Annotated in this window: 19 protein-coding genes; 5 read left to right on the top strand and 14 right to left on the bottom strand. The window is 71.6% G+C overall.

Translation table 11 applies throughout. The features are described 5' to 3' along the window. Window positions 1–272: 272 nt before the first annotated feature. The 5 genes from DC008_RS19190 to bldG all read right to left on the bottom strand — a co-directional run bounded on the left by DC008_RS19190 (window position 273) and on the right by bldG (window position 6445). Window positions 273–1808 carry a DUF7059 domain-containing protein gene (locus DC008_RS19190; RefSeq protein ID WP_382107613.1) on the bottom strand — a complete coding sequence of 512 codons (1536 nt, stop codon included), beginning with the start codon at window positions 1806–1808 and terminating at the stop codon, window positions 273–275. A 137-nt stretch (window positions 1809–1945) separates the two neighbouring features. Further along, window positions 1946–2527, bottom strand: coding sequence for a small secreted protein (locus DC008_RS19185; protein ID WP_208645929.1), 582 nt, complete (start codon window positions 2525–2527; stop codon window positions 1946–1948). Window positions 2528–2781: 254 nt separating this feature from the next. Next, the gene (locus DC008_RS19180; RefSeq protein WP_108708023.1) at window positions 2782–5187 is read right to left on the bottom strand and encodes a sodium-translocating pyrophosphatase; all 2406 of its coding nucleotides are present in this window, start codon (window positions 5185–5187) and stop codon (window positions 2782–2784) included. Between the two features lie 368 nt (window positions 5188–5555). Beyond that, window positions 5556–5981: an ATP-binding protein gene (locus DC008_RS19175; RefSeq protein WP_055625061.1), complete on the bottom strand. Its 426-nt coding sequence runs from the start codon at window positions 5979–5981 to the stop codon at window positions 5556–5558. Between the two features lie 122 nt (window positions 5982–6103). Continuing rightward, window positions 6104–6445, bottom strand: a complete 342-nt coding sequence (gene bldG / locus DC008_RS19170) for an anti-sigma factor antagonist BldG (protein WP_010986038.1) — start codon at window positions 6443–6445, stop codon at window positions 6104–6106. Window positions 6446–6526: 81 nt separating this feature from the next. Here bldG and DC008_RS19165 point away from each other — a divergent pair, with 81 nt between their 5' ends. Next, window positions 6527–9097 carry a DEAD/DEAH box helicase gene (locus DC008_RS19165; RefSeq protein WP_244221381.1) on the top strand — a complete coding sequence of 857 codons (2571 nt, stop codon included), beginning with the start codon at window positions 6527–6529 and terminating at the stop codon, window positions 9095–9097. Between the two features lie 74 nt (window positions 9098–9171). Here the strand turns inward: DC008_RS19165 and DC008_RS19160 are convergent, their stop codons facing one another. The 7 genes from DC008_RS19160 to ssd all read right to left on the bottom strand — a co-directional run bounded on the left by DC008_RS19160 (window position 9172) and on the right by ssd (window position 14886). Continuing rightward, window positions 9172–9546: an Rv3654c family TadE-like protein gene (locus DC008_RS19160; protein WP_244221498.1), complete on the bottom strand. Its 375-nt coding sequence runs from the start codon at window positions 9544–9546 to the stop codon at window positions 9172–9174. 125 nt (window positions 9547–9671) lie between these two features. Then, window positions 9672–10127 carry a TadE family type IV pilus minor pilin gene (locus DC008_RS19155; protein WP_108708021.1) on the bottom strand — a complete coding sequence of 152 codons (456 nt, stop codon included), beginning with the start codon at window positions 10125–10127 and terminating at the stop codon, window positions 9672–9674. Further along, window positions 10114–10335, bottom strand: coding sequence for a DUF4244 domain-containing protein (locus tag DC008_RS19150; RefSeq protein WP_108708020.1), 222 nt, complete (start codon window positions 10333–10335; stop codon window positions 10114–10116). Before DC008_RS19150 ends, DC008_RS19155 begins: the two co-directional genes overlap by 14 nt. Before the next feature lie 92 nt (window positions 10336–10427). Then, window positions 10428–11231: a type II secretion system F family protein gene (locus DC008_RS19145; protein ID WP_108708019.1), complete on the bottom strand. Its 804-nt coding sequence runs from the start codon at window positions 11229–11231 to the stop codon at window positions 10428–10430. Between the two features lie 39 nt (window positions 11232–11270). After that, the gene (locus DC008_RS19140; protein ID WP_108710774.1) at window positions 11271–12119 is read right to left on the bottom strand and encodes a type II secretion system F family protein; all 849 of its coding nucleotides are present in this window, start codon (window positions 12117–12119) and stop codon (window positions 11271–11273) included. Window positions 12120–12144: 25 nt separating this feature from the next. After that, window positions 12145–13353, bottom strand: a complete 1209-nt coding sequence (locus DC008_RS19135) for a TadA family conjugal transfer-associated ATPase (protein ID WP_244221379.1) — start codon at window positions 13351–13353, stop codon at window positions 12145–12147. Between the two features lie 420 nt (window positions 13354–13773). Then, entirely contained in the window at window positions 13774–14886 is a 1113-nt protein-coding gene (gene ssd, locus DC008_RS19130; RefSeq protein ID WP_108708018.1) for a septum site-determining protein Ssd, read from the bottom strand. Between the two features lie 570 nt (window positions 14887–15456). Here ssd and DC008_RS19125 point away from each other — a divergent pair. Then, complete coding sequence (locus DC008_RS19125) at window positions 15457–16290, top strand: HAD family hydrolase (RefSeq protein ID WP_055625067.1); 834 nt, start codon at window positions 15457–15459, stop codon at window positions 16288–16290. A gap of 423 nt (window positions 16291–16713) precedes the next feature. Here the strand turns inward: DC008_RS19125 and DC008_RS19120 are convergent, their stop codons facing one another. After that, the gene (locus DC008_RS19120) at window positions 16714–17538 is read right to left on the bottom strand and encodes a Fic family protein (RefSeq protein WP_055625068.1); all 825 of its coding nucleotides are present in this window, start codon (window positions 17536–17538) and stop codon (window positions 16714–16716) included. A 257-nt stretch (window positions 17539–17795) separates the two neighbouring features. Between DC008_RS19120 and DC008_RS19115 the strand changes: the two genes are divergently transcribed. Then, on the top strand, window positions 17796–18806 hold the full coding sequence (locus DC008_RS19115; RefSeq protein WP_108708017.1) for an ATP-binding protein: 1011 nt from the start codon (window positions 17796–17798) through the stop codon (window positions 18804–18806). 16 nt (window positions 18807–18822) lie between these two features. On the opposite strand, the gene DC008_RS19110 is transcribed toward DC008_RS19115, so the two are convergent. Continuing rightward, window positions 18823–20181, bottom strand: a complete 1359-nt coding sequence (locus DC008_RS19110; protein ID WP_244221378.1) for a polysaccharide deacetylase family protein — start codon at window positions 20179–20181, stop codon at window positions 18823–18825. A 289-nt stretch (window positions 20182–20470) separates the two neighbouring features. Between DC008_RS19110 and DC008_RS19105 the strand changes: the two genes are divergently transcribed. Both DC008_RS19105 and acs read left to right on the top strand, forming a co-directional pair. Beyond that, complete coding sequence (locus DC008_RS19105; RefSeq protein ID WP_167457955.1) at window positions 20471–23005, top strand: SulP family inorganic anion transporter; 2535 nt, start codon at window positions 20471–20473, stop codon at window positions 23003–23005. A gap of 349 nt (window positions 23006–23354) precedes the next feature. Continuing rightward, window positions 23355–25310 (top strand): acetate--CoA ligase, encoded by a 1956-nt coding sequence (gene acs / locus DC008_RS19100; protein ID WP_108708016.1) that lies wholly within the window; start codon window positions 23355–23357, stop codon window positions 25308–25310. The last annotated feature ends 3 nt before the right edge of the window (window positions 25311–25313 follow it).

The following is a 25313-nucleotide window of genomic DNA, read 5'->3' as shown; positions in this document are numbered from 1 at the left end:
TTCCTGCCGCCCGGAGTGGCCACCGGCCTTTTCGAGCCTTTCCGGAAGATCGACCCCCAATTATCGGCCGCGCAGCTCACGAGCCGTTCCCACAGCCGGAAGAAGCCCCGGCCGCCGATGATCGCCGCGAGCGCCGGGACCGGGCCCGCGAGCACCGCCGATGCGACGGGGTTCACACCGGGGGCGAGGCTCGAAGGGCCCGTCGGCCCGCGCGGCCGGTCCCGGGAGGTTGGCCTGTTTCGCCCGCCCCACGGAACCGGCCCGGCCTCCGGTCAGCGTGCCGGTTCGAGGAAGCCCTGCTCCACGAGCAGCCGGATCTGGGCGGGCGTCCGGTCGCGCAGCACCACCGGGTCCTCGTTCATCAGCTGGGCGATGGCGTCCAGAATCCGCCCCGCGGTCAGCGAGCCGTCGCACACACCGGCGAATCCCGCGCCGACCGTGTCGACCTGGGTGGCCCGCCGCATGCCCCGGTGCTGGCGCAGCACCACATGCTCGGGGTCCTCGGCGCCGGGCAGCCCGATCTGCTCCTGAACGACCTCGCCGACCAGCCGGAAACGGTCCTCCAGCAGGGCGGCGTCGTCCCGGTCGCGCAGATAGTCGAGGCGTTCGAAGTGCGCGCGCACGGTGTCGCCGAGCGGCTGCTCGACGGGGTGCGGCCACTCCTCGACCGTGACCGTCGGCACGGCGGCCGACGTCCGGCGCAGGGTGACCCAGCCGAACCCGACGGCCTTCACCTTGCGCGCCTCGAACTCGTCCAGCCACGCGTCGTAGCGCGCCTGGTACGCGGCCGTGTCGCCCCGGTGGTCGCCGGCGTCCCGCAGCCACAGCTCGGCGTACTGCGTGACGTCCTGGACCTCGCGCTGCACGATCCACGCGTCGCAGCCGCGCGGCACCCACGCCCTGACGCGGTCCTGCCAGTCCTCGCCCTCCACATGCTGCCAGTTGGCGAGGAACTGGGCGTACCCTCCCTCGTTCAGGCGGTCGCCCGCGCCCTGGACGACCGAGCGGCACAGGTCGTCGCCGCCCATCCCGCCGTCCCGGTAGGTGAGCCGGGCGCCCGGCGAGATCACGAAGGGCGGGTTGGACACGATCAGGTCGTACGTCTCCCCGTCCTTCAGCGGCTCGAACAGCGACCCTTCCCGCAGATCCGCCCCCGGGGCACCGGAGAGCGCCAGGGTCAGCGCGGTGATGTGCAGCGCGCGGGGGTTGAGGTCGGTCGCCGTCACGCGCGTGGCGTGCTGCGCGGCGTGCAGGGCCTGGATGCCGGAGCCGGTCCCGAGGTCGAGGGCGGCGGCGACGGGCGTGCGCACGGTGATCCCGGCGAGCGTCGTGGAGGCGCCGCCGACGCCGAGGACGACCTCCTCGGCCTTGTTCCCGATGCCGCCGGCCCCGCCGACCGCGCATCCGAGGTCGGACACGATGAACCAGTCCTCGCCCTGCGGCCCGCCGTACGGCCGGACGTCGACCGTGGCACGGACGTCGTCGCCGCCGGCCCGGGCCAGCCAGCCGCTCTCCAGGCACAGGTCGACGGGCAGCACGTCCGCCACGCGCGCGTACGGCACCGGCTGCTGGAGCAGGAACAGCCGTACGAGCGCTTCCAGCGGGCTGTCGCCGCGCGTGGCCCGGAGCGCGGGGACCGTCTCGCTGCGGGCGAGCGCCGCGTACGCGGGCGCGCCGAGCAGCTCGAGCAGCCCGTCGGCGGTGAAGGAGGCCCCGAGCAGGGCTTCGCGCAGACGGGCCGCAGCGTCCGTCCGGCCGGCCCCGGGCAGCGCGGGGAGGTCGGACAGGACGGCCGGGCCGGTCGGCACGGCCCGGTCCGTCGGTCCGCCCGTATCGGCCGGGACGCTGCTGTCAGTCGGGGCGCTCGTGTCGGTCAGGACGGTCGGGTCAGGCTGGCGCGAGTCACTCACGCCCTCATTGTGACCCGCGCCGCCTCATGCGGCGCTCAGCCGGCGGACCCGGACTCGACGGCCTGCTTGCAGCCGTCCTGCGAGGTGAGTGCCGTCTTCACATCGCCCGACTCGAGCTTCTTCAGCGAGGCGATGGCGTTCTGACGCTGCGTCTCGACCTGCTTCATCTCGGCCGACACGTCCTTGAGGCCGGAGGCGAACTTCCCCTGGTCCTTGGTGTTCAGCCCGTCGACCTGTTTCTTCAGATCGGCGTAGGCGGCGGAGAGGTCGGTCAGCTTCTTGACGACGTCCTGCTGGTTCTTGGCGCCGCCCTCGACACCGGGGGGCGCACCGGCGTCGCGGATGAGCGCCGCGCGCGCCTTGTAGCCGTCCGCGAGGTCCTGGAAGGCCTTGGAGTCGGCGGCCTGCAGTTCCTTGGGCGTGCTGGAGGTGTCCTTGGCCGCCTTGGTGATCGCGACGTAGGCGGCCGAGATCTTGGCGTTCTGGGCCGGCACCTGGTCGCAGACCTTCTTGGCCCAGGCGTCGAGCTCCTTGTTGCCCTCTTCGCTCGTGCAGCCGGTCAGCGCCAGTATCAGTACCGCACCGCCGGACAGCGCGGCCGCGAGCTTCTTGTTCACCGGTTTGGTCCCTTCGTGGCTCTCGGCCACGGGACCCTACACGGCGGGCAGATGATGACAGCATGCTATTTGCGGCTTTTATCACCTCTTCGCACTGTTTACACCATGTGAGACAAGGGTCACGGCGTGGGGTGTGAACGAGCGAGGGGCGGGCGGCCGGCACATGGATCGCGCCGGTCCGCCCGCCCCTGGAGCCCTGCAGCCGGGCAGCCGGGCAGCCGGGCAGCCGGGCAGCCGGGCAGCCGTAAGACCGCCTACGAGACCACCGCGGGATCCGCCGGCTTGGACACCCTCTCCGCGTTGCCGTCGTCGCCCATGGCGATGCCGCGCCGCTTGGACACGTAGACCGAGCCGACGATCACCAGGAGCGAGGCGACGGCGATCAGGACCCGTACGGCGACGTTCTTGTCGTCGCCGTAGCTGAACTGGATGACCGCGGGCGCGATGAGCAGCGCGACGAGGTTCATCACCTTCAGCAGCGGGTTGATCGCCGGGCCCGCGGTGTCCTTGAACGGGTCGCCGACCGTGTCACCGATCACCGTCGCGGCATGGGCCTCGCTGCCCTTGCCGCCGTGGTGGCCGTCCTCGACGAGCTTCTTCGCGTTGTCCCAGGCGCCTCCGGAGTTGGCGAGGAAGACCGCCATGAGCGTGCCGCAGCCGATCGCGCCCGCCAGGAAGGCGCCCAGGGCGCCGACGCCGAGCGTGAACCCGATGAAGATGGGCGCCATCACGGCGAGCAGACCGGGCGTGGCGAGCTCGCGCAGGGCGTCCCGGGTACAGATGTCCACGACCTTGCCGTACTCCGGCTTCTCCGTGTAGTCCATGATCCCGGGCCGCTCACGGAACTGCCGCCGCACCTCGTAGACCACCGCGCCCGCCGACCGCGACACGGCGTTGATGGCGAGTCCCGAGAAGAGGAACACGACGGCCGCGCCGGCGATCAGGCCGACCAGGTTGTTGGGCTGCGAGATGTCCATCATCAGGTTCATCGGCGCGCCCTCGCCGGTGAGCTTCTCGCCGACGTCCCGCGCACCGGTGGTGATGGCGTCGCGGTACGACCCGAAGAGCGCCGCCGCGGCCAGGACGGCGGTGGCGATGGCGATGCCCTTGGTGATGGCCTTGGTGGTGTTGCCGACCGCGTCCAGGTTGGTGAGCACCTGGGCGCCCGCCCCCTCGACGTCGCCGGACATCTCGGCGATGCCCTGCGCGTTGTCGGAGACCGGTCCGAAGGTGTCCATGGCGACGATCACGCCGACCGTGGTGAGCAGGCCGGTGCCGGCCAGCGCCACCGCGAACAGCGCCAGCATGATCGACGTGCCGCCGAGCAGGAACGCCCCGTACACGCCGAGCCCGATGAGCAGCGCGGTGTAGACGGCGGACTCCAGGCCGACGGAGATGCCGGCGAGGACGACGGTCGCGGGACCGGTCAGCGAGGTCTTGCCGATGTCCCGGACGGGACGCCGGTTGGTCTCGGTGAAGTAGCCGGTCAGCTGCTGGATGACGGCCGCGAGCAGGATGCCGATGCCGACGGCGACGACCGCCAGGATCCGCGGGTCGCCGTCCTTGGCCGCGATGGCGCCGTCGGTGACGCCGTCGAGATCCGCGTACGACGACGGCAGGTAGGCGAACACGGCGATCGCGACGAGCACGATCGAGATGACCGCGGAGATGAAGAACCCGCGGTTGATCGCGGTCATGCCGCTGCGGTCGGACCGGCGCGGGGCCACCGCGAAGATGCCGATCATCGCGGTGATCACGCCGATCGCGGGCACGATCAGCGGGAACGCGAGCCCCGAGTCGCCGAACGCGGCCGACCCGAGGATCAGGGCGGCGACCAGCGTCACCGCGTACGACTCGAAGAGGTCGGCCGCCATTCCGGCGCAGTCGCCGACGTTGTCGCCCACGTTGTCGGCGATGGTCGCGGCATTGCGCGGGTCGTCCTCCGGAATGCCCTGTTCGACCTTGCCGACCAGGTCGGCGCCGACGTCGGCGGCCTTGGTGAAGATGCCGCCGCCGACACGCATGAACATCGCGATCAACGCGGCACCGAGACCGAATCCTTCGAGCACCTTCGGCGCGTCGGCCGCGTAGACGAGCACCACACAGGAGGCGCCCAGCAGACCGAGCCCCACTGTGAACATGCCGACGACGCCGCCCGTGCGGAAAGCGATCTTCATGGCTTTGTGCGAGACGGCGGTGAGATCCTTTTCCGGCTCACCTTCCGCGGGGGTCGCTTCCCGGGCCGCCGCGGCGACGCGCACATTGCTGCGCACGGCGAGCCACATGCCGATATAGCCGGTGGCCGCCGAGAATCCGGCGCCGATCAGGAAGAAGACCGATCGGCCGATGCGCTGATTCCAGTCGTCCGCGGGCAGCAGCATGAGCAGGAAGAACACGACGACGGCGAATACGCCGAGCGTGCGCAGCTGCCGGGCCAGATAGGCGTTGGCTCCTTCCTGGACCGCGGCGGCGATCTTCTTCATGCTGTCGGTGCCCTCGCCCGCCGCGAGCACCTGACGGACCAGGACGCCGGCGACGACGAGCGCCGCCAGGGCGACCACGCCGATCACCGAGATGATGACCCGGTTGTCATCCGTCAGTACGGCCGCTGCGAGGGTAGTGGGATGGTCAAGCTGATGAGGGGTAGAAAGCCCCGCCATTCGTCCTCCTTGACGCTTGGGCTGAGCTCAAGATGTGGACGGATTCTAGGTACCGGAACCTGATCAAAACAGATGGCGGTAAACGGAATTGGCCTTCACATGCCGTTCAGCAAATGATCGACATCCGGCCACAGAACCCGAAAGTGCTAATGCCCCAAAACCATTGACGCCCTGATTGACCCTTGATCGGATGATCGCGACCTTGATCAATGATCCGACAATCGATCGTGAATTACTTCACGAATTCACCGCCGCCATACGATAAAACACGAAGGGGCCCTGCTCAGCAGGGCCCCTTCGGGAAGTGCGGGGGTGAGTCGGGCCGGCGTGTCAGTCGACCTGTCAGGCCGGCGTGTCAGGCCGACGTGTCAGGGCAGCACCACGGTCTGCGGCGCGGTCGGCCACGTCATACGGATCAGCCCGCCGTGCTCGCCCGCCGAGACCTCGACGTCGTCGACGAGCCCGCTGATGACCGCGAGACCCATCTCGTCCTCCTCGGCGTCGATGTCGTCGGCGCCGGCGACCCGCTCACCGGGAACGGTGTGCGGCGCCTCGTCGCCGACCTCGATGGAGAACTGCTTCTCCTCCTCGATCAGCGCCACCTTCACCGGTGCCGTGATGCCGACACTCTGATGCAGCCCGACGGCACGGCTGCACGCCTCGCCCACGGCGAGCCTGACCTCATCCAGGACGGCCTCGTCCACTCCGGCCCTGCGCGCCACCGCTGCCGCCACCAAGCGGGCGGTCCTGACGTGCTCGGGCAGCGCGCTGAAGCGGAGTTCAACGGTGGCCATGCATCCCCCTCGGAACTTCGGGCGTGCTGTCAGGGGGACCGGGCCGCCGAAAGCCCGGTCCCCCGTCTCCTACCACTTCTCCCAGCCCGGGCACGCGTCACCGCGCCCCCGGGTGCGGTGACTCAGTCGGTCGCCGCCACCGCTTCCTCGACCGAGGTGTGGATCGGGAACACCTTGGTCAGACCGGTGATACGGAAAATCTTGAGAATGCGCTCCTGGTTGCAGACCAGGCGCAGGGAGCCCTCATGGGCACGCACGCGCTTCAGGCCGCCGACCAGCACGCCGAGCCCGGTGGAGTCGAGGAAGTCCACGCCCTCCATGTCGACGACGAGGTGGAAATTCCCGTCGTTCACCAGCTCGACCAGCTGCTCGCGCAGCTTGGGCGCGGTATATACGTCGATTTCGCCACCGACCTCGACGACCGTACGATCGCCGACGGTACGGGTCGACAGGGACAGGTCCACGGATCCTCCAGCACCTTGCTATCGAGCGGTCGCCCCTCGGGACACTCGGCTTGCAACCCCAAGGACGGTTCGCCAGCCGCGATGGCATTCAATCACTTACCGGCAGGCGTGCACGACGCCTTGGTCCCATTGTCCGTCACGCCAGTGACACACTCGGTGCCGATGGCCGAGAATCACCGATCCGATCGATCCCCGACGGGCCCCGTCTCCCGGGTGGACCCGGGCGCGGTGCTGGGCCGACTCGCCTCGGGGCCGAGTCGGGCTTCGCGCATCACTCATACGGAGCATGTGCCCCCGCGAGCGGGTCGCCATGCCGTCTGGCCGGACCGGATCCGCGCCGAGGTCATCGCCGCCGTACAGCGCGCCGGTATCGAACATCCCTGGGCCCACCAGGCACGGGCCGCCGAGCACGCCCTGGACGGCGAGTCCGTGGTCGTCGCCACGGGCACCGCCTCCGGCAAGTCCCTGGCGTATCTCGTCCCGGTCCTCTCCTCGCTCCTCGACGGCTCCGAGGCCCCGAACGGGCGTGGCGCGACCACCCTGTACCTGTCCCCGACGAAGGCACTCGCGGCGGATCAGTGCCGTTCCGTGAAGGAACTTTCACATCCGCTGGGCAATTCGGTCCGGCCGGCCGTGTACGACGGCGATACGCCGTTCGAGGAACGCGAGTGGATCCGCCAGTACGCGAACTACGTCCTCACCAATCCCGACATGCTCCACCGGGGCGTACTCCCGTCCCACCCGCGCTGGTCCTCCTTCCTCAAGGCGCTGAAGTACGTCGTGATCGACGAGTGCCACACCTACCGCGGTGTCTTCGGGTCCCATGTCGCCCAGGTGCTGCGGCGTCTGCGCCGCCTGTGCGCCCGCTACGGCTCCTCCCCCGTCTTCCTGCTGGCCTCCGCCACCGCCGCCGAGCCGGCCGTCGCGGCCCGGCGCCTGACCGGGCTGCCGGTCGTCGAGATCGCCGACGACGCCTCCCCGCGCGGCGAACTCGTCTTCGCCCTCTGGGAGCCCCCGCTCACCGACCTCCAGGGAGAGAAGGGCGCACCCGTCCGGCGTACGGCCACCGCCGAGACGGCGGACCTCCTGACCGACCTCGCGGTGCAGGGCATCCGCTCGGTCGCATTCGTCCGCTCCCGGCGCGGCGCCGAGCTCATCTCGGTGATCGCGCAGGAACGACTGGCCGAAGTCGATCGCTCGCTCGCCGGGCGTGTCGCGGCCTACCGGGGCGGCTATCTCCCTGAGGAACGCCGCGCCCTGGAACAGGCCCTGCACTCCGGCGAACTCCTCGGCCTGTCCGCCACCACCGCCCTGGAACTCGGCATCGACGTCTCCGGCCTGGACGCCGTCCTGATCTCCGGTTACCCGGGCACCCGCGCCTCCCTGTGGCAGCAGGCCGGACGGGCCGGCCGCTCCGGGCAGGGCGCGCTGGCCGTCCTGGTCGCCCGCGACGACCCGCTGGACACCTACCTCGTCCACCACCCGGAGGCCCTCTTCGACCGCCCGGTGGAGTCGACGGTCCTCGACCCCGACAACCCGTACGTCCTCGCCCCGCATCTGTGCGCGGCCGCCGCCGAGATCCCGCTGACCGAGGAGGACCTGGCCCTCTTCGGCCCGGAGGCCGAAGGACTGCTGCCCCAGCTGGAGGCGGCGAGGCTGCTGCGCCGCCGCACCAAGGCCTGGCACTGGACCCGCCGGGAACGGGCCGCCGACCTCACCGACATCCGCGGCGAGGGCGGCCGGCCGGTCCAGGTCGTCGAGGCGGGCACGGGCCGTCTGCTCGGCACCGTCGACGCGGGCTCCGCGCACACGAGCGTCCACGAGGGCGCGGTCCACCTGCACCAGGGGCGCACGTATCTCGTCCGCTCCCTCGACCTGGAGGACTCGGTCGCCCTGGTCGAACAGGCGTCCCCGTCGTACTCCACGGTCGCCCGGGACACGACGGCCATCTCCGTCCTGGAGACCGAGACCGAGATCCTGTGGGGCGACGGCCGCCTCTGTTACGGCTCCGTCGAGGTCACCAACCAGGTGGTCTCCTTCCTCCGGCGCCGGCTGATCACCGGTGAAGTGCTCGGCGAGACGAAACTCGACCTGCCTCCTCGGACCCTGCGCACCCGCGCGGTGTGGTGGACGGTCACCGAGGACCAGCTGGACGAGGCCCGGATCAACCCGGAGATCCTCGGGGGCGCCCTGCACGCCGCCGAACACGCCTCGATCGGCCTGCTGCCCCTCTTCGCGACCTGCGACCGCTGGGACATCGGCGGCGTGTCGATCCCGCTGCACCCCGACACCCTGCTCCCCACGGTCTTCGTCTACGACGGACACCCCGGCGGCGCCGGGTTCGCGGAGCGCGCCTTCCACACCGCCCGCGCCTGGCTGACGGCCACCCGCGAGGCCATCGCCTCCTGCGAGTGCGAGGCCGGCTGCCCGTCCTGCATCCAGTCCCCCAAGTGCGGCAACGGCAACGACCCACTGCACAAGCGGGGGGCGGTGCGGCTGCTTTCGGTGCTGTTGCGGGGGGCGGCGGAGGGCGAGGGCCAGGGTCCTCCGGGGGCGGCGGAGGGCGAGGGCGAGGGCCCTCCGGGGGCGGCGGAGGGCGAGGGTCCTCTGGAGGCTGATTCGGCTACGGACGGGGAGTCGGCCCGGGCATAGGCGGGGCGGCTCATCGGGTCGCCGGACGCCCGAGTCCTGCCGGTGACGCTCTCACGGCCCTCGTGGCGACGCTCTCACGGCCCCTCGTGGCGACGCTTCCACGGTTCCTCGCGGCCAGGCGGCCCTCCTCCCTCAGACGTCCCGGGCGTTCCCGCGGCGCCCGGTCCCCCGGGCCCCGCCCGCGCCCTCACCTCCGCGGTGAATGGGCCCCGGCCCGCCGTCGCCGTCACGTCCGACACATCGCCCACGACCACGCACCGCACCAGGCGTGCCCCCGTCTCCTCGGCGATCCGCTCCGCCCGGGCGCAGGCCCCGGCACTGCCCTCCGTCCAGTGATCCGCCGCCGCGAGGGCCGCCAGATCGGCCCCGCCTGCCGCACGATGCCGGATCACGACCGCCTGCCCGAGCGCGAGCACCACACCGAACACGACACACAGCACGGCGATCAGACCGAGACTCCAGGCAGTGGCCGAACCCCGATCCGAGCCTGGGCCCGTGCGCGACGCCTTGTGTGACGTCGTACGTGACGCTTTGCGTGGCGTCCTGACGAGGGTCCCGAGCCCTCGCCGCGCGCTCACGACTCCACCCCCACCATCTCCTCCGCCGCCGCCACGGCCTCCTCGCGGACCTCGAAGGGGAGCCCACGCAGCACCGGCGATCTGGCCACCACGACCACGCGGACCACGGCCCCCTCCCGGGCGACCGTCACCTTCGCCCCGTGCGGTGCGACGTCACCGGCGACCTCGACGACGGCGTCCTCCGGTTCCTGCCGAGCCGCCGCGCGGGCCCCGGTACGGGCCGCGTCCACGCACTGGATCTGCGCCGCCACGACGAGCAGCCCCCACACGAGCGCCATCGCGAACATCACGAGCACCGGCAGGACCACAGCCGACTCAGCTGTCACGAACCCGCGATCCGACCCCAGCACACCGCCCCGCCGCCTCGACCGGCCCTTTCCACCGCCGGCGAGGACCCCGCGGGCCGGGCGATCGCCCGACCCGCGTCCCTCCTCCCGCTCACGCCCCGCCATCGAGCGCCCGCTTCACGATGTCCTGCAGCTCCGCGCTGACCTCCCCGCTCGTCACGACCTTGTAGAGCACCACGGCGAACGCCACCGCCGCCACGATGCCCATCGCGTACTCGGAGGTGACCATCCCCGCGTCCCTCCGCGCCGCCCGCGTCCTGCCCAGCGCCTTGCCCACCAGGGCACCCATCCGTGCCCGTACCGCCTTGAACATCTGCAACCCCCGTGAGGTTCGGTCCCGTTGATCCAGCCGACTTGCATCCGCGCTCGACGCGCTCCTTTCGCGCGCCCCTACGGCTCACCCCGTCATGCGCCTCCCCCTCCCAACACACCGCCCGCCAGCCCGATGACCACCGGCGCCACGCCGACCGCGATGAACGCGGGCAGGAAGCACAGCCCCACCGGAGCGGTGACCATGACGGCCGCCCGCCTGGCCCTCTCCGTCGACGCCCGGGTCCAGTCGGCGCGGGCCTCCGCCGCGAGCCGTGCGACCGGTCCGGCCGCCGGCAGCCCCGAGACGCCGGCGCGTTCCAGCAACCGCGCCAGCCCCGCAGCCCCCGGCATCGACGCCAACCGCCGCCAGGCGTCGTACGGTTCACCGCCGAGCCGGCATTCCGCGGCGCCTCGCGCCAGCGCATCGCCGACCGGACCGCCCAACGCCTCGCCCACCGCCTGCGCGGCGATCACCGGACCGGCCCCGGCGGCGATGCAGGCGGCCAACAGATCGGCAGCGAGCGGTAGTCGACGTGCCACCTCGCCACCGTCGACCGCATCCACGTCCGCTCCAACCGCCCCCGCACCGGCGCCCTGCCTCCGGCGCCACCACCACAGCCCGACCGCCCCGGCCACTCCGACCAGCAGCCCCGCCACACCGCCCACAAGAGCCCAACCCGCAGCTCCGACGCCCACCACGGGCGCCCACCGCCCCATCCCCCGCCGGACATCGAGCCGTCTACGGACCGGCCCCCGGTCGGCACCTCTCAGCAGGCCCGCCAGCCGTCCTCTGACCTGGCGCTCCCGGCGGATTTCCGCCCACCACCGCACCAGCCACCCGATGATCAGCACCGCCCCCACGGCCATCCCCAGCCTGTGGACAACTTCTGCGCTCACCTCACGCCCTCCTCTCTTCGCACATGCCAGGTCGCCGCCTCATCCCGCCTCCGCTCCCCGCACGATGCGCGCCGCCCACCACATGCCGGCCGCCTCCAGCACACCGCCGACCACCAGGCACCCGAACCCCGCGCCCGTGTGCAGCAGCACGTGCAGCGGCTTCGCGCCCATCGCCGCGCCGAGCAGCAGCCCCAGCACCGGCAGCCCGGCGAGCATCACCACCGTCGAGCGAGCACCCGCCAACTGGGCTCTCAAGTCAGCGCGTTGATCCCGCTCGGCGCGGAGCGCCGCCTCCAACCGGTCCAGCCCGGCCGCGAGACCAGCGCCCTGGTCCACGGCGACTCGCCAGCAAGCGGCCAGCCCCGACAGCCCTTCGGCGCCGGGCCGGTGCGCCGCGGAGGCCAGCGCACGGGGAACGTCGCCACCGAACCGGGCCGCCGCCAGCACGGCCGACTGCGCCGAGCCGAGCCCGCCGGAGTCACGCGCCGCCCGCAGCAACGCCTCTCCGGGCTGCCGCCCTGCCCGCACCTCCCCTGCCAGCGCCCCGCAGAGCGCGATCACCGCGCCCCCGCGCACCTCACGCGCCCGCCGCGCCTCCTGGGCCAGACGCATCCGCCTCAGCAACGGCACCCCGGCCGCCCCGGCGACCAACGGCACCACCGACGCACCGAGCACCGCCAGCACCAGCCCCGCGACCAGGGCCCACCCCTCGGCCTTCAGCCGCCCGCGTAACCGCCGTAGCGTCCCCTCCACCCGCCGCCAACCGGACGAACCGGCCTCCAGGCCGCCGCCATCCGCGAGCAGCACCCGGAGCCTGCGGACCCCATGGTCCCGCCCGCCCACCAGACAGACGGCCGCAGCTCCCAGACACACACCGGCCGCCCCCAACCCGCCCAGCGCGCCGGACGCCAGCTCATCCACGGACACCACCGCCCACGGCACCCCTGGCGTCGACGCCCCCACGCAGCAGGCACTGAAGCCGCTCCCAGCCCCGCTCCGCCACGAACCCCTCCGGCGCCCACCGCAACGCCGGCACCGTCCGCACCAGTCCGGTCGGGTCCCGCTCCAGCACCTGCACCTCGGCGATCCGCCGACGCCCGCCCCGGTCCCGCACAAGGTGCAGAACCACCGACAGCGCCGCCGCCAACTGGCTGTGCAGGGCCGCCCGGTCGAGCCCGGCCGCCGTCCCGAGGGCTTCCAGGCGGGCGGGCACATCGGAGGCCGCATTGGCGTGAACAGTCCCGCAGCCGCCCTCATGGCCCGTATTGAGGGCCGCCAGCAGATGCACCACCTCGGGCCCGCGCACCTCGCCCACGACGAGCCGGTCCGGCCGCATCCGCAGGGCCTGCCGCACCAGGTCCTCCAGCGTCACGAGCCCCGCGCCCTCCTGGTTGGCGGGCCGGCTCTCCAGCCGTACGACGTGCGGATGGTCCGGCTTGAGCTCCGCCGAGTCCTCGGCGAGCACGATCCGCTCACCCGGCCCGACCAACCCGAGCAGGGCACTCAACAGCGTCGTCTTTCCGCTGCCGGTCCCGCCACTGATCAGGAAGGACAGCCGCGCGTCGACCAGGGCCCGCAACACCCGGTCCCCGCCCGGCGGCACCGTCCCCGCCGCGACCAGTTCGTCCAGCCTGAACGCCCGCGGCCGCGCCACCCGGAGCGACAGGCACGCGCACCCGACGGCCACCGGCGGGAGTACCGCGTGCAAACGGGTCCCGTCGGGCAACCGGGCGTCCACCCAGGGGCGGGCGTCGTCCAGCCGCCGGCCGGCCACCGCGGCGAGGCGCTGCGCGAGACGCCGTACGGCCGCCGCGTCGGGGAAGGACACGGAGGTCAACTCCAGGCCCCCGCCCCGGTCGACCCACACCCGGTCCGGGGCCGACACCAGCACGTCGGTGACAGCGGGATCGGCGAGCAGCGGTTCCAGCGGGCCGCTCCCGACCAGCTCCGACCGCAACTGCTCGGCCGCACCCAGCACTTCCGCGTCACCCAGCACCCTGCCCTGCTCACGCAAGGCCTGCGCGACCCGGGCCGGGGTCGGTTCGGCCCCGCTCTCCGCCAGCCACTGCCGCACCCCGTCGAGCAACCCGGCCGGCACGTCCGCCGCAGCGCCCCCGGGCACCCACCGCGCCCCAGCCGAACCCCCACCACTGGGCTGAACTCGCGCTTCACCGGCCCCCGACCGGCCCCACTCCCCTCCGGCTCCCGACCGGACCGGCGCCCCTGCAGCCACCGACCGCACCCGCGCCCCACGCACCCCCGGCGCCAGCCCTTCCGGACCTAAAGCCACCCCTTTCCCGACCGCATGCCGCGCCCCCCGCTCGGGAGGACCACCCGTATCCCCCACACCACTCACCGCCCACCGAGGCACCCGAGGCCCCGGCCTCGCCCCCGCCTCCGACCTCGCCACCGGCGCCGTCACCGTCCCCGCGCCCACGCGCGCCCCCTCCGTACTCATCCGTCCGCCCGCCTCTCCCACAGCTCCACCCGCTCCGTCACCCCGACCCCTGATCACGCCACTCGCCCCAGCCCTGAAACCGCCTCATCCCACCCGCACCTCGCACAACGCGCGCTCCCAGAACTCCCGGCAGAAGCGGGCCAGTGGGCCGCGCGCCGCCGCGCCGGGCGGTTCCCGGTGGTCGTGGGGCCGCAGGAGACCCGGTTCCACCGGCACCTCGCCCACCAGCGGAAGATCGAGGAGCCGGGCCACCTCCCGGTCGTCCAGACCGGGCGCGTACGGCCCTCGTACGGTCACGCGCAGATCCCTCAGCAGCAGCTGGACCGCCGAGGCCACCTGCCGGGCCGCCGCGACGGCGCGCAGTTCGGCGGGGACGACGAGGAGACCGACGTCGAGCTGGGCGAGGGCCTCGGCGACTCCGTCGTCGATCCGGCGGGGCAGGTCGACGACGACCGCCCCGCCTCGGCGCCGGGCCGCCGCCAGCACGGCGCGCATCGCCTGCGGGGGGACGGCGACGCTGTCGCCCCGGTCCCAGCTGAGCACGCGCAGGGAGTGCAGTTCGGGCAGGGACTCTTCCAAAGCCCCGCTGCCCAGCCGTCCTCGCGACCCGGCGAAGGCGGGCCAGCGCAGGCCCGCGGCGGCCTCCCCGCCGAGGACGACGTCGAGGCCGCCGCCCAGCGGATCGCCGTCCACCAGCAGGGTGCGCAGCCCTTCCCGCGCGGCCGTCACGGCGAGGGCACACGCGAGCGTGGAGGCCCCGGCGCCCCCTCTGCCGCCGATGACGCCGACGGTGAGGGCGGGCCGGCCGACACCTTCGGCGACGTCGGCGATCCGGTCGACCAGCCACTGCTCGCCGTCGGGAAGCATCAGGACATGGTCGGCACCGATCTCGACGGCCCGGCGCCAGACCCCCGAGTCGTCCTGGTCACGGCCGACGAGGACCACGCCGCCCCGGCGTCCGGCGCCCCGCACCCGGCGTGCGGCGTCGTCGCCGACGAGCACGAGTGGTGCCGCCTCCCAGCTGCTGCGCGGCTCCGGCACCCCGTGGTGCACCTCGGGTGTCGCGCCGGCCGCCGCGCACAGGCGCAGCAGGTCGTCGAGCAGGTCGGCGTCCTCGGTGACGATCAACGGCTTCCCGGGCCGCCCGGAGGCGGGGCCCGGCGGATCGTGTGTGACGGCTGCGGTCACTGTTTCCATCCCCCATCGCTGCATCGCTCGCGCAGCCCTGCGGCCACGCCATTCCCAAAGGTGTGAAGAGCCGGTAAGCGGCCCCATATGAACGGCCGATACGAACCGGCCAATCACGCCCGACAAACCGGAACCGGCCATGAAGTCGGCCCGCCGGGACGCGTCGGAATCACGATGCAGCGATCCGGCAAATCGTGTGGATCTTGGTCAATAACTGTGGACAACTCGGTAGTTGTGAATATGACCGTCACCCAATCCGGTGAGGCATGCACCGATCCCTGGACGGTCCCCGCACAGCACCGTGTTAACTACTCAGCGTGACGAATCGGAAGCACGCCGAAAGGGCGGCACGAGCCGCCCGGCTACGGCCTCACAGCCGTACACGTAAGGGAAAAACCGCCCCGGACATGCGACGACCCCCGCCGGGGGGGAGAGCGGGGGTCGTCTCCACGGCCGACTCGGGGGGGAGGAGTCGGACCGGGTTAGCACGGTCGCGAACGATCCGTGACTTCCATGGTGTACCCGAGAGCCTTCTCAAGCAAACCCACGCGCCAACCTTACGCCGAATGGGCTGCGCCTATGCTCAGGGTCGTGGAAAACCACTCCTTGCCCCGCACAGCCGCCTTCTTTGACCTGGACAAGACGGTCATTGCGAAGTCGAGCACGCTCACGTTCAGCAAGTCGTTCTACCAAGGCGGCCTGATCAACCGCAGGGCCGCCTTGCGGACCGCCTATGCGCAGTTCGTCTTCCGCGTGGGCGGTATGGACCACGACCAGATGGAGCGCACACGCGAGTACCTCTCCGCGATGGTCCGTGGCTGGAACGTCCAGCAGGTCAAAGAGATCGTCGCCGAGACGCTGCACGACCTCATCGACCCGATCATCTACGACGAGGCCGCCTCCCTCATCGAGGAGCACCACACCGCCGGCCGGGACGTCGTGATCGTGTCGACGTCCGGCGCCGAGGTGGTGGAACCCATCGGTGAGCTGCTCGGAGCCGACCGTGTGGTGGCCACCCGTATGGTCGTCGGCGACGACGGCTGCTTCACCGGGGAGGTGGAGTACTACGCGTACGGCCCGACCAAGGCGGAGGCGATCCGGGAGCTGGCCGCGTCCGAGGGCTACGACCTCGCGCGCTGCTACGCGTACAGCGACTCGGCCACCGACCTGCCGATGCTGCAGACCGTCGGGCACCCGCACGCCGTGAACCCGGACCGCGCCCTGCGTCGCGAGGCGCTCGCGCGCGGGTGGCCGATTCTCGACTTCCACCGGCCGGTCCGGCTCAAGCAGCGCATCCCCGCCTTCTCGGTACCGCCGCGGCCCGCCCTCGTCGCGGCCGCCGCCATAGGCGCTGCGGCGGCCACGGCCGGCCTGGTCTGGTACGCGAGCCGGCGCCGCACGGCGCTCGCCTGATCCGCGTACCCCGCCGCCTCATCCGTCACGCACGGATATCGATGCCCGTTTGGCTCGCATTTGAGAGCAAAAGTAAAGAACTACAGCGAGGTCTTCCGCTTGGTTGCGGTCTGGAGTACAAAGGACTCAACGGCCCGCGAGACCAAGGACATCCGAGAGGATCACCTTAGCTACGCAATTGGCCCCACGGACCGAGCATGGACATCGGGCACCCACGCGACGTCGACCCGTCGATTACGGGCCAGCCGCACCAGGTGACGGGCAAAGCTCCCGGCCTGATGGGCAATACATCGAGGACGCTTGGTAACCCGATGGACATGCCAGCGGCGGTACGAATCCTCGTACCGCCGCATTTAGTTGTCCGGGTTCTCCGGAGCCCGCGCGGCTTACGGAATGCGAGTCCCTCCGCGCGGCGAAAACAGCTCAGGCGGCGCCGCGCTGCAGCGCCTCGCAGACCGCCATGGACTCACGCGCCCCGAGCTCGACCGCCTTCCCGCAGTGGGCGATCCAGGCCGCCATGCCCTCGGGCGTGCCCGAGACATAGCCGTCGAGCGCCGCCAGATAGGCCGCACGACCCAGCTCGGCATGCCCCACCTCGGCCGCGCACACCGACTTCGGGTCCAGTCCGCTGCCCACCAGGACGACCCGCTCGGCCGTACGCGCGACCAGGCCGTTGTGGGAGGTGAAGGGGCGCAGCGCGAGCAGCTCGCCGTGCACGACGGCAGCCGTCACCAGAGCGGGCGCGGAACCGCCCGCGATGATCAGCTCCGCGAGGCCGTCCAGCCGGCCGTGCGCCTCCGCCGCGCTCGGCAGGGGCAGCTCGATCAGCGGTTCGTCGACCGCCTCGCCCTCCTGCCGCGGCCGCCCGACCCGCTCGTCACCGTCCGCGGCGGCCACCAGGTGCAGCCGGGCCAGGACGCGGAGCGGCGACTGGCGCCAGATGGACAGCAGTTGACCGGCCTCGGCGGTGAGCCGCAGGGCGGCGCCCATCATGCGCGCCTCATCGTCCCCGCTGAAGTCGGTACGCCGGCGCACCTCCTCGAGCGCCCAGTCCGCCCCGGACAGCGCCGCCGAGCCACGGGCGCCGCGCAGGGCCGCCTCGGACGTGATCTCGTTGCTGCGACGCCGCATGATCCGGTGCCCGTACACCCGGTCCACTGCCTTGCGCACCGACTCCACGGCCTCGGGCACACCGGGGAGCGACCCGAGGGCCGCGAGCGGATCGGCGGACGCTCCTGTCGTACTCATGAGTACGACATTACGCGCCGCCCCCGAACCGGCCGCCACCCCGCCCCGCTTCCCACGCCCGGAACGACGGCCTCCGCCCCTCCGACCGACAGCCTCCACCCCCTGCCACCGACGGCCTCCGCCCCTCCGACCGACAGCCTCCACCCCCTGCCACCGACGGCCTCCGCCCTCCGACCGACGGCCTCAACCCCTCGATCGAGTGGCCTTACGCCCCACATGTGCCACATACAGCTATTACCCGACTACGCTTGGTGAACATGAAAATTGCTTTCGTCGGGAAGGGCGGCAGCGGCAAGACGACGCTGTCCTCCCTGTTCATCCGCCATCTGGCGGCGGCCGGAGCGCCGGTCGTCGCCATCGACGCCGACATCAACCAGCACCTCGGAGCCGCGCTCGGTCTCGACGAGACGGAAGCCGCGGCCGTGCCCGCGATGGGCGAGCGGCTGCCGCTGATCAAGGACTACCTGCGCGGCCACAACTCTCGGATCACGTCCACCGCGACGATGATCAAGACGACACCGCCCGGTGAGGGATCGCGGCTCGTGCGGGTGCGCGAGCCGAACCCGGTGTACGACGCCTGCGCCCGCCCGGTGGAACTCGACGGCGGCGCCGTCCGTTTGATGGTCACCGGCCCCTTCACCGACTCCGACCTCGGAGTCGCCTGCTACCACTCCAAGACGGGAGCGGTGGAGCTGTTCCTGAACCACCTGGTGGACGGCCCCGGCGAGTACGTCGTGGTCGACATGACGGCGGGTTCGGACTCCTTCGCCTCCGGGATGTTCACCCGCTTCGACATCACGTTCCTCGTCGCCGAGCCGACCCGGAAGGGAGTCTCCGTCTACCGCCAGTACCGCGACTACGCGCGCGACTACGGCGTCGTCCTCAAGGTGGTCGGCAACAAGGTGCAGGGGCAGGACGACCTCGACTTCCTGCGCGCCGAGGTCGGGGACGACCTGCTGGTGACCGTCGGGCACTCGGACTGGGTCCGGGCCATGGAGAAGGGCCGCCCGCCGCGGTTCGAGCTCCTGGAGGACGCCAACCACACGGCCCTGCGCCGTCTGCGGACGGCCGCGGACGCCACGTACGAGCTGCGGGACTGGGAGCGCTACACCCGTCAGATGGTGCACTTCCACCTGAAGAACGCCCAGTCCTGGGGGAACGAGCGCACCGGGGCCGATCTGGCCGCGCAGATCGACCCCGGGTTCGTCCTCGGCGAGCACCTCGTCGCGCTCTCCGAGGCCGACGCCTCCTTGTCCCCGACCGCCTGATCGACCGATCGGCCCCCTACTGTCCCGCCGGCGCCCCCGGCACCCCCTTCGGGGCCGGGGCCCCGCCGCCCGACAGGAAGGACGCCCAGCCCTGCTTCGGGGCCTCGCCGACGTTCAGCGAGCGCAGCGTGCGCAGGGTCGCGGGGTCCTGTGCGTCGAGCCAGTCGACGAGCTGACGGAAGGACACGCAGCGCACGTCGGGCTTGTTGCAGACGGCTTCGACGGTCTCCTCGACAGCACGCATATAGGTGCCGCCGTTCCAGGATTCGAAATGGTTGCCGATGATCAGCGGGGCGCGATTGCCGTGGTACGCCCGCCGGAAGCCCATGAGCAGCCCTTCACGCATCTGGTCGCCCCAGAACCGGTGCTTGGACGGGTCGCCCTGGGTCTTCGTGCCGGACTGGTTGACCATGAAGTTGTAGTCCATGGTGAGCTGTTCGTAGGAGTGCCCGGGGAACGGCACGAGCTGCAGCGACAGGTCCCACAGCCCGTGCCTCTTCGTGGGCCACAGCTGGTTGTTGACGCCGCTGGAGTCGTAGCGGAAGCCCAGGTCGCGCGCCGCCTTGACGAAGTTCGAGCGGCCCTCCAGGCAGGGCGTGCGCGCGCCGATGAGCTCCTTGTCGTAGTCGAAGGGCAGCGGGTCCGCCTGTGCCATCCCGGTGTTGGTCTTCCAGGACTTCACGAACTTCTTCGCCTGGCCGATCTCCTCCTTCCACTCCTTCACCGACCACTCGCCGACCCCGCCTCCGCTGCCGCAGAAGTGCCCGTTGAAGTGGGTGCCGATCTCGTTGCCCTCCAGCCACGCGAGCCGCAACTGCCGCACGGTGTCGGCGATTCCCTCCTGGTCGTTGAAGCCGATGTCCGAGCGGCCCGGGGAGTGCTGCGGCGGCCGGTACAGGTCGCGCTTGTCCTCCGGCAGCAGGTACACGCCGCTCAGGAAGTACGTCATGGTCGCGTTGTTCTCCTTGGCGACCCTGCGGAAGTGCGAGAACAGCTTCTGGCTGTCCTCGCCGGCGCCGTCCCAGGAGAACACCACGAACTGCGGCGGCTTCTCGCCCGGCTTCAGCCTCTCGGGGCGCGGCAGATGCGGCTGCGCCCCCGTGTACGCCGTGGAGCCGTCGCCGATCAGGCGGATCGCGCTCTTCGGGGCGGGGGCCACCGGCTTCTGCTTCTGCGGCCCGGGCGCGGCGTGCCCGTCCGGCTCGGATCCGGCGCAGCCCGCGAGCGAGGCCGCGCAGACGGCGGCGAGCGCCGTGCACGCGGCGATTCTCCGGGCCCTGGCGGACCGGTGCGATGGGACGACTCGGTGGGGTGTGGCCGACCTGGGGGCTGGGGCGGCAACGCGGTGCGGAGCGGTCCTGCGGGTGGCGGCCATGTCCGTCCACCTTCTTCCTTCTCTCGGGTCCGGCGGCGCCGCCAAGATCGCATGAGCCGAAGGTGGAATTAGTACGACAAGCCGACTAATCCACCGCTTCACCCTCCAGGGCGATTTATTAGTCCATTTGCTCGGACACTCTATTCCCTCCCTTTACTCTCCATTACGATCTGTTTACCGACTGTCACCACCCGCCGCTGTACGCCGTGCCCACACGGCCGCGACCCCTGGCGCACGGCCAGAGGCACGAAGAGATCCGCGACCGCGCTGCCCCGGAGGAGACGGGAACATGTCAGCCTGCACCCCCACCCGCCACGACGACCCCCATCGCAAGGAACACAGCCACGAGCCCCACAGCCCGCCGTCGCCCCGGCCCCGAGGCCCCCGCCTCACCGGCGCCGACGTATCCGCGTCCATCGCGGTCTTCCTGATCGCCCTCCCCCTCTCCCTGGGCATCGCCCTCGCCACCGGCGCCCCGCTCCAGGCCGGCCTCGTGGCCGCCGCCGTCGGCGGAGTCGTCGTCGGACGGCTCGGCGGCGCCCCCCTCCAGGTCAGCGGCCCCGCCGCCGGACTCACGGTCGTGACCGCCGAGCTCATCCATCGCTACGGATGGCGTACGACCTGCGCCATCACCGTCCTCGCCGGTCTCGCCCAGCTCGGCCTCGGGCTCCTCCGCGTGGCCCGCACCGCGCTCGCCGTCAGCCCGGCCATCGTGCACGGCATGCTCGCCGGCATCGGCGTGACCATCGCCGTGGCCCAGCTGCACATCGTCCTCGGCGGCACCCCGCACAGCTCGGTGCTGCTCAATCTGCGGGACCTGCCCGCCCAGCTGGCTCAGGTCCAGACGGCCGCCCTCTCGGTCAGCGCGCTGACCCTCTGCCTCCTGCTGGCCTGGCCCCGCCTTCCCGGCCGCGCCGGACGGCTCCTGCGCGTCGTCCCCGCACCCCTCGTCGCCGTCACCGGAGCCACCACCTCCGCGGCATTTCTCGGGTTCGGTCTGCCCAAGGTCGACCTGCCGTCCTGGAGCAGCCACGCCCTCGCCGGCCTCCCCGAGGGCCCCGCGCTCGGCCTGATCGCCGCCGTGCTCACGATCACGCTGGTGTGCAGCGTGCAGTCGCTGCTCGGCGCGGTCGCCGTGGACAAGATGGTCGCTGCCCGGCCCGCGCTGTCCGGCCGCGTCCGCCGCGCCGACCTGGACCGGGAGCTGCTCGGACAGGGCGCCGCCAACGTCGTCTCCGGCGCCCTCGGCGGCCTGCCCATCGCCGGAGTGGCCGTCCGCAGCACGGCGAACGTCAACGCCGGTGCCGTCAGCCGGAACTCCACGATGCTGCACGGCGTTCTCGTAGTGATCGCCGCGCTGCTGATGGTCCCGGTCCTCGAGCTCATCCCCCTCGCCTCGCTCGCCGCCCTGGTGATGGCCGTCGGCATCCAGATGGTGTCCCTGCACCACATCCGCACGGTGACCCGCCACCGCGAAGTGCTCGTCTACGCCGTCACCACCGTCGGCGTGGTCTTCCTCGGCGTCCTCGAGGGCGTCGCTCTCGGGATCGGCATGGCCGTCGCCGTCGCCCTGCACCGCCTCACCCGCACCCGGATCACGCACCACGAGAAGGAAGGAGTCCATCACGTACACGTCAGAGGGCAGTTGACGTTCCTCGCGGTGCCCCGGCTCAGCCGGACCCTGCACCTCGTACCCCAAGGAGCGCACGCCGTCGTCGAGTTGGACGGCTCCTTCATGGACCACGCGGCGTACGAGTCCCTGCAGGACTGGCAGAACACCCAGACGGCGCACGGCGGCACCGTCGAACTGGTCGGTCGGCGCACCGGCGTCCGGATCGGCGAACCGACGGGACCGGCCGGCCTCCACCCGGACGGCGGGACGACCGCACCGGACTCGTCCGGCTGCCGGTGCCACCCCTGGACACCATGGCGCAACCACCAGTGCGCCATCCCGGAGACGGGCGGCCCCGCCCAGCGGAACAACGCCGAGACCACGACGGCTCGCGCGCCCGAGGACACAGAACACACCGAGCCCTCCGACCTCGCCACGAAACTCGACGCACTCGGCGCACCCGAAACCCCCGGCACCCCCGGCGCAACGGTCGAGGCCTCAGCGCCCCCCTCCAGCCCCCGCGCCCCGGACGCCACCACCCCCACAACGAACCAACTCGCCCGCGGCATCAGCGCCTTCCAGCGCAACACCGCGCCCCTCGTGCGGAGCGAGCTGGCAAGGCTGGCACGGGAGGGGCAGCAGCCCTCGCAGCTCTTCCTCACCTGCGCGGACTCACGGCTGGTCACGTCGATGATCACCAGCAGTGGCCCCGGCGACCTCTTCGTCGTCCGCAATGTCGGCAACCTCGTCCCGCCGCCCGGCGAGGAGAGCGGGGACGATTCGGTGGCCGCCGCGATCGAGTACGCCGTCGATGTGCTGCGGGTGCGGTCCATCACGGTGTGCGGACACTCCGGGTGCGGGGCGATGCAGGCGCTGCTCGCCGCCGACCAGGACACCGCGCAGACCCCGCTCCGGCGATGGCTGCGACACGGCCGGCCGAGCGTCGCCCGCATGGCCGACAAAAGCCGGCCCGCGGCCAGACTCGCCGGGCGGGCGGCGGCCGACACGGTCGAGCAGCTCTGCCTGACCAATGTGATCCAGCAGTTGGAGCATCTACGGGCTCACGACTCGGTGAGCCGCGCCCTGCGGGCAGGAGAGCTGGAGCTGCACGGGATGTACTTCCACGTCGGCGAAGCGCAGGCCTACCTGCTGTCCGAGGTGCACGAGGGCGAGGTGTTCGACCACGTGGGTGTGGCGGACCTGACGGCCTGACCCTCCGTAGACGCACGGCCCCGCCCCAGCCCCTCCCAAGGAGCACGGCCCCGCCCCGCCCTCCCCGGGTGCGGGGCCGTGCGCCCGACCGGCGGCCATCCGGGCGACTCCCCCGGGAGATCCGCACAGGCCGGAGCATCAGGGAGCGTCCGAGTGTGAAAGGGATAACAGACCTGAACCGCGTGCATACGGCGTCCGTGGGAACGGATGACCCCCGGCGCCGACAGCACGTGTGCACCCGACCTCAGACAGGTCTAAACCAATTATCCGTCGACCCTTGTCAGCGGGCCCTCGGGTCTGATGAGCTGTGGCCTGGGACACAACGGACACCCTGGGAAAGGGAGATGTCGTGAGCAACGAAAGCCTGGCCAACCTGCTCAAGGAAGAGCGCAGGTTCGCACCCCCCGCCGACCTGGCTGCCAACGCCAACGTCACGGCGGAGGCGTATGAACAGGCCAAGGCTGACAGGCTCGGCTTCTGGGCCGAGCAGGCCCGCCGCCTGACCTGGGCCAAGGAGCCGACCGAGACACTGGACTGGTCGAACCCTCCGTTCGCCAAGTGGTTCAAGGACGGCGAGCTCAACGTCGCCTACAACTGCGTGGACCGGCACGTCGAGGCCGGCCACGGCGACCGGGTGGCCATCCACTTCGAGGGTGAGCCCGGCGACAGCCGCGCCATCACCTACGCCGAGCTCAAGGACGAGGTCTCCAAGGCGGCCAACGCGCTGCTGGAGCTGGGCGTCCGCAAGGGCGACCGGGTCGCCGTCTACATGCCGATGATCCCCGAGACGGCCGTCGCGATGCTGGCCTGCGCGCGCATCGGCGCCGCCCACTCGGTCGTCTTCGGCGGCTTCTCCGCGGACGCCCTCGCGACCCGGATCCAGGACGCCGACGCCAAGGTCGTCATCACCTCCGACGGCGGCTACCGGCGCGGCAAGCCGTCCGCGCTCAAGCCGGCCGTCGACGAGGCGATCTCCAAGGTGGACAACGTCGAGCATGTGCTCGTGGTCCGCCGTACCGGCCAGGACGTGGCCTGGGACGACAGCCGTGACGTGTGGTGGCACGAGCTGGTCGAGCGGCAGTCCGCCGAGCACACGGCCGAGGCGTTCGACGCCGAGCAGCCGCTCTTCATCCTCTACACGTCCGGGACGACGGGTAAGCCCAAGGGCATCCTGCACACGTCCGGCGGCTACCTCACCCAGACCGCCTACACGCACCACGCCGTCTTCGACCTCAAGCCGGAGACCGACGTCTACTGGTGCACGGCGGACGTCGGCTGGGTCACCGGGCACTCGTACATCGTCTACGGGCCTCTGGCGAACGGCGCGACGCAGGTCATGTACGAGGGCACGCCGGACACCCCGCACCAGGGGCGCTTCTGGGAGATCGTGCAGAAGTACGGCGTCACGATCCTCTACACGGCGCCGACCGCGATCCGGACGTTCATGAAGTGGGGCGACGACATCCCCGCGAAGTTCGACCTGTCGTCGCTGCGCGTCCTGGGCTCGGTGGGCGAGCCGATCAACCCCGAGGCGTGGATCTGGTACCGCAAGAACATCGGCGCCGACACCACCCCGGTCGTCGACACCTGGTGGCAGACCGAGACCGGCGCCATGATGATCTCGCCGCTGCCCGGCGTGACCGAGGCCAAGCCCGGCTCGGCCCAGCGGCCGCTGCCCGGCATCGCCGCGACCGTCGTGGACGACGAGGCCAACGAGGTGCCCAACGGCGGTGGCGGCTATCTGGTCCTGACCGAGCCGTGGCCGTCGATGCTGCGCACCATCTGGGGCGACGACCAGCGGTTCATCGACACGTACTGGTCGCGTTTCGAGGGCAAGTACTTCGCCGGTGACGGCGCGAAGAAGGACGACGACGGGGACATCTGGCTGCTCGGCCGGGTCGACGACGTGATGCTGGTGTCCGGGCACAACATCTCGACCACCGAGGTGGAGTCGGCTCTGGTGTCCCACCCGTCGGTCGCCGAGGCGGCCGTCGTCGGCGCCACCGACGAGACGACCGGCCAGGCCATCGTCGCCTTCGTCATCCTGCGCGGCACGGCCGCCGAGACCGAGGACCTGATCGCCGAGCTGCGTAACCACGTCGGCGCCACCCTCGGCCCGATCGCCAAGCCCAAGCGGATCCTGCCGGTGGCCGAGCTGCCGAAGACCCGCTCCGGCAAGATCATGCGCCGGCTGCTCCGGGACGTCGCCGAGAACCGCCAGCTCGGTGATGTGACCACGCTGACCGACTCGACCGTCATGGACCTCATCCAGAAGAAGCTGCCGACGTCGTCCAGCGAGGACTGAGCA

The organism is Streptomyces nigra (assembly GCF_003074055.1).
Lineage (GTDB): Bacteria > Actinomycetota > Actinomycetes > Streptomycetales > Streptomycetaceae > Streptomyces > Streptomyces nigra.
Note: the sequence above shows the minus strand (reverse complement) of the source record. Positions and strands in the feature narration are given on the sequence as shown.

Coding starts and splice junctions, on each gene's coding strand:
- DC008_RS19120 (WP_055625068.1), bottom strand. CDS start 17,538: ATGAGTACGACAGGAGCGTCCGCCGATCCGCTCGCGGCCCTCGGGTCG.
- DC008_RS19110 (WP_244221378.1), bottom strand. CDS start 20,181: ATGGCCGCCACCCGCAGGACCGCTCCGCACCGCGTTGCCGCCCCAGCC.
- DC008_RS19125 (WP_055625067.1), top strand. CDS start 15,457: ATGCTCAGGGTCGTGGAAAACCACTCCTTGCCCCGCACAGCCGCCTTC.
- DC008_RS19155 (WP_108708021.1), bottom strand. CDS start 10,127: ATGGCGGGGCGTGAGCGGGAGGAGGGACGCGGGTCGGGCGATCGCCCG.
- ssd (WP_108708018.1), bottom strand. CDS start 14,886: ATGGAAACAGTGACCGCAGCCGTCACACACGATCCGCCGGGCCCCGCC.
- DC008_RS19175 (WP_055625061.1), bottom strand. CDS start 5,981: ATGGCCACCGTTGAACTCCGCTTCAGCGCGCTGCCCGAGCACGTCAGG.
- DC008_RS19165 (WP_244221381.1), top strand. CDS start 6,527: ATGGCATTCAATCACTTACCGGCAGGCGTGCACGACGCCTTGGTCCCA.
- DC008_RS19115 (WP_108708017.1), top strand. CDS start 17,796: ATGAAAATTGCTTTCGTCGGGAAGGGCGGCAGCGGCAAGACGACGCTG.
- DC008_RS19105 (WP_167457955.1), top strand. CDS start 20,471: ATGTCAGCCTGCACCCCCACCCGCCACGACGACCCCCATCGCAAGGAA.
- DC008_RS19150 (WP_108708020.1), bottom strand. CDS start 10,335: ATGTTCAAGGCGGTACGGGCACGGATGGGTGCCCTGGTGGGCAAGGCG.
- DC008_RS19180 (WP_108708023.1), bottom strand. CDS start 5,187: ATGGCGGGGCTTTCTACCCCTCATCAGCTTGACCATCCCACTACCCTC.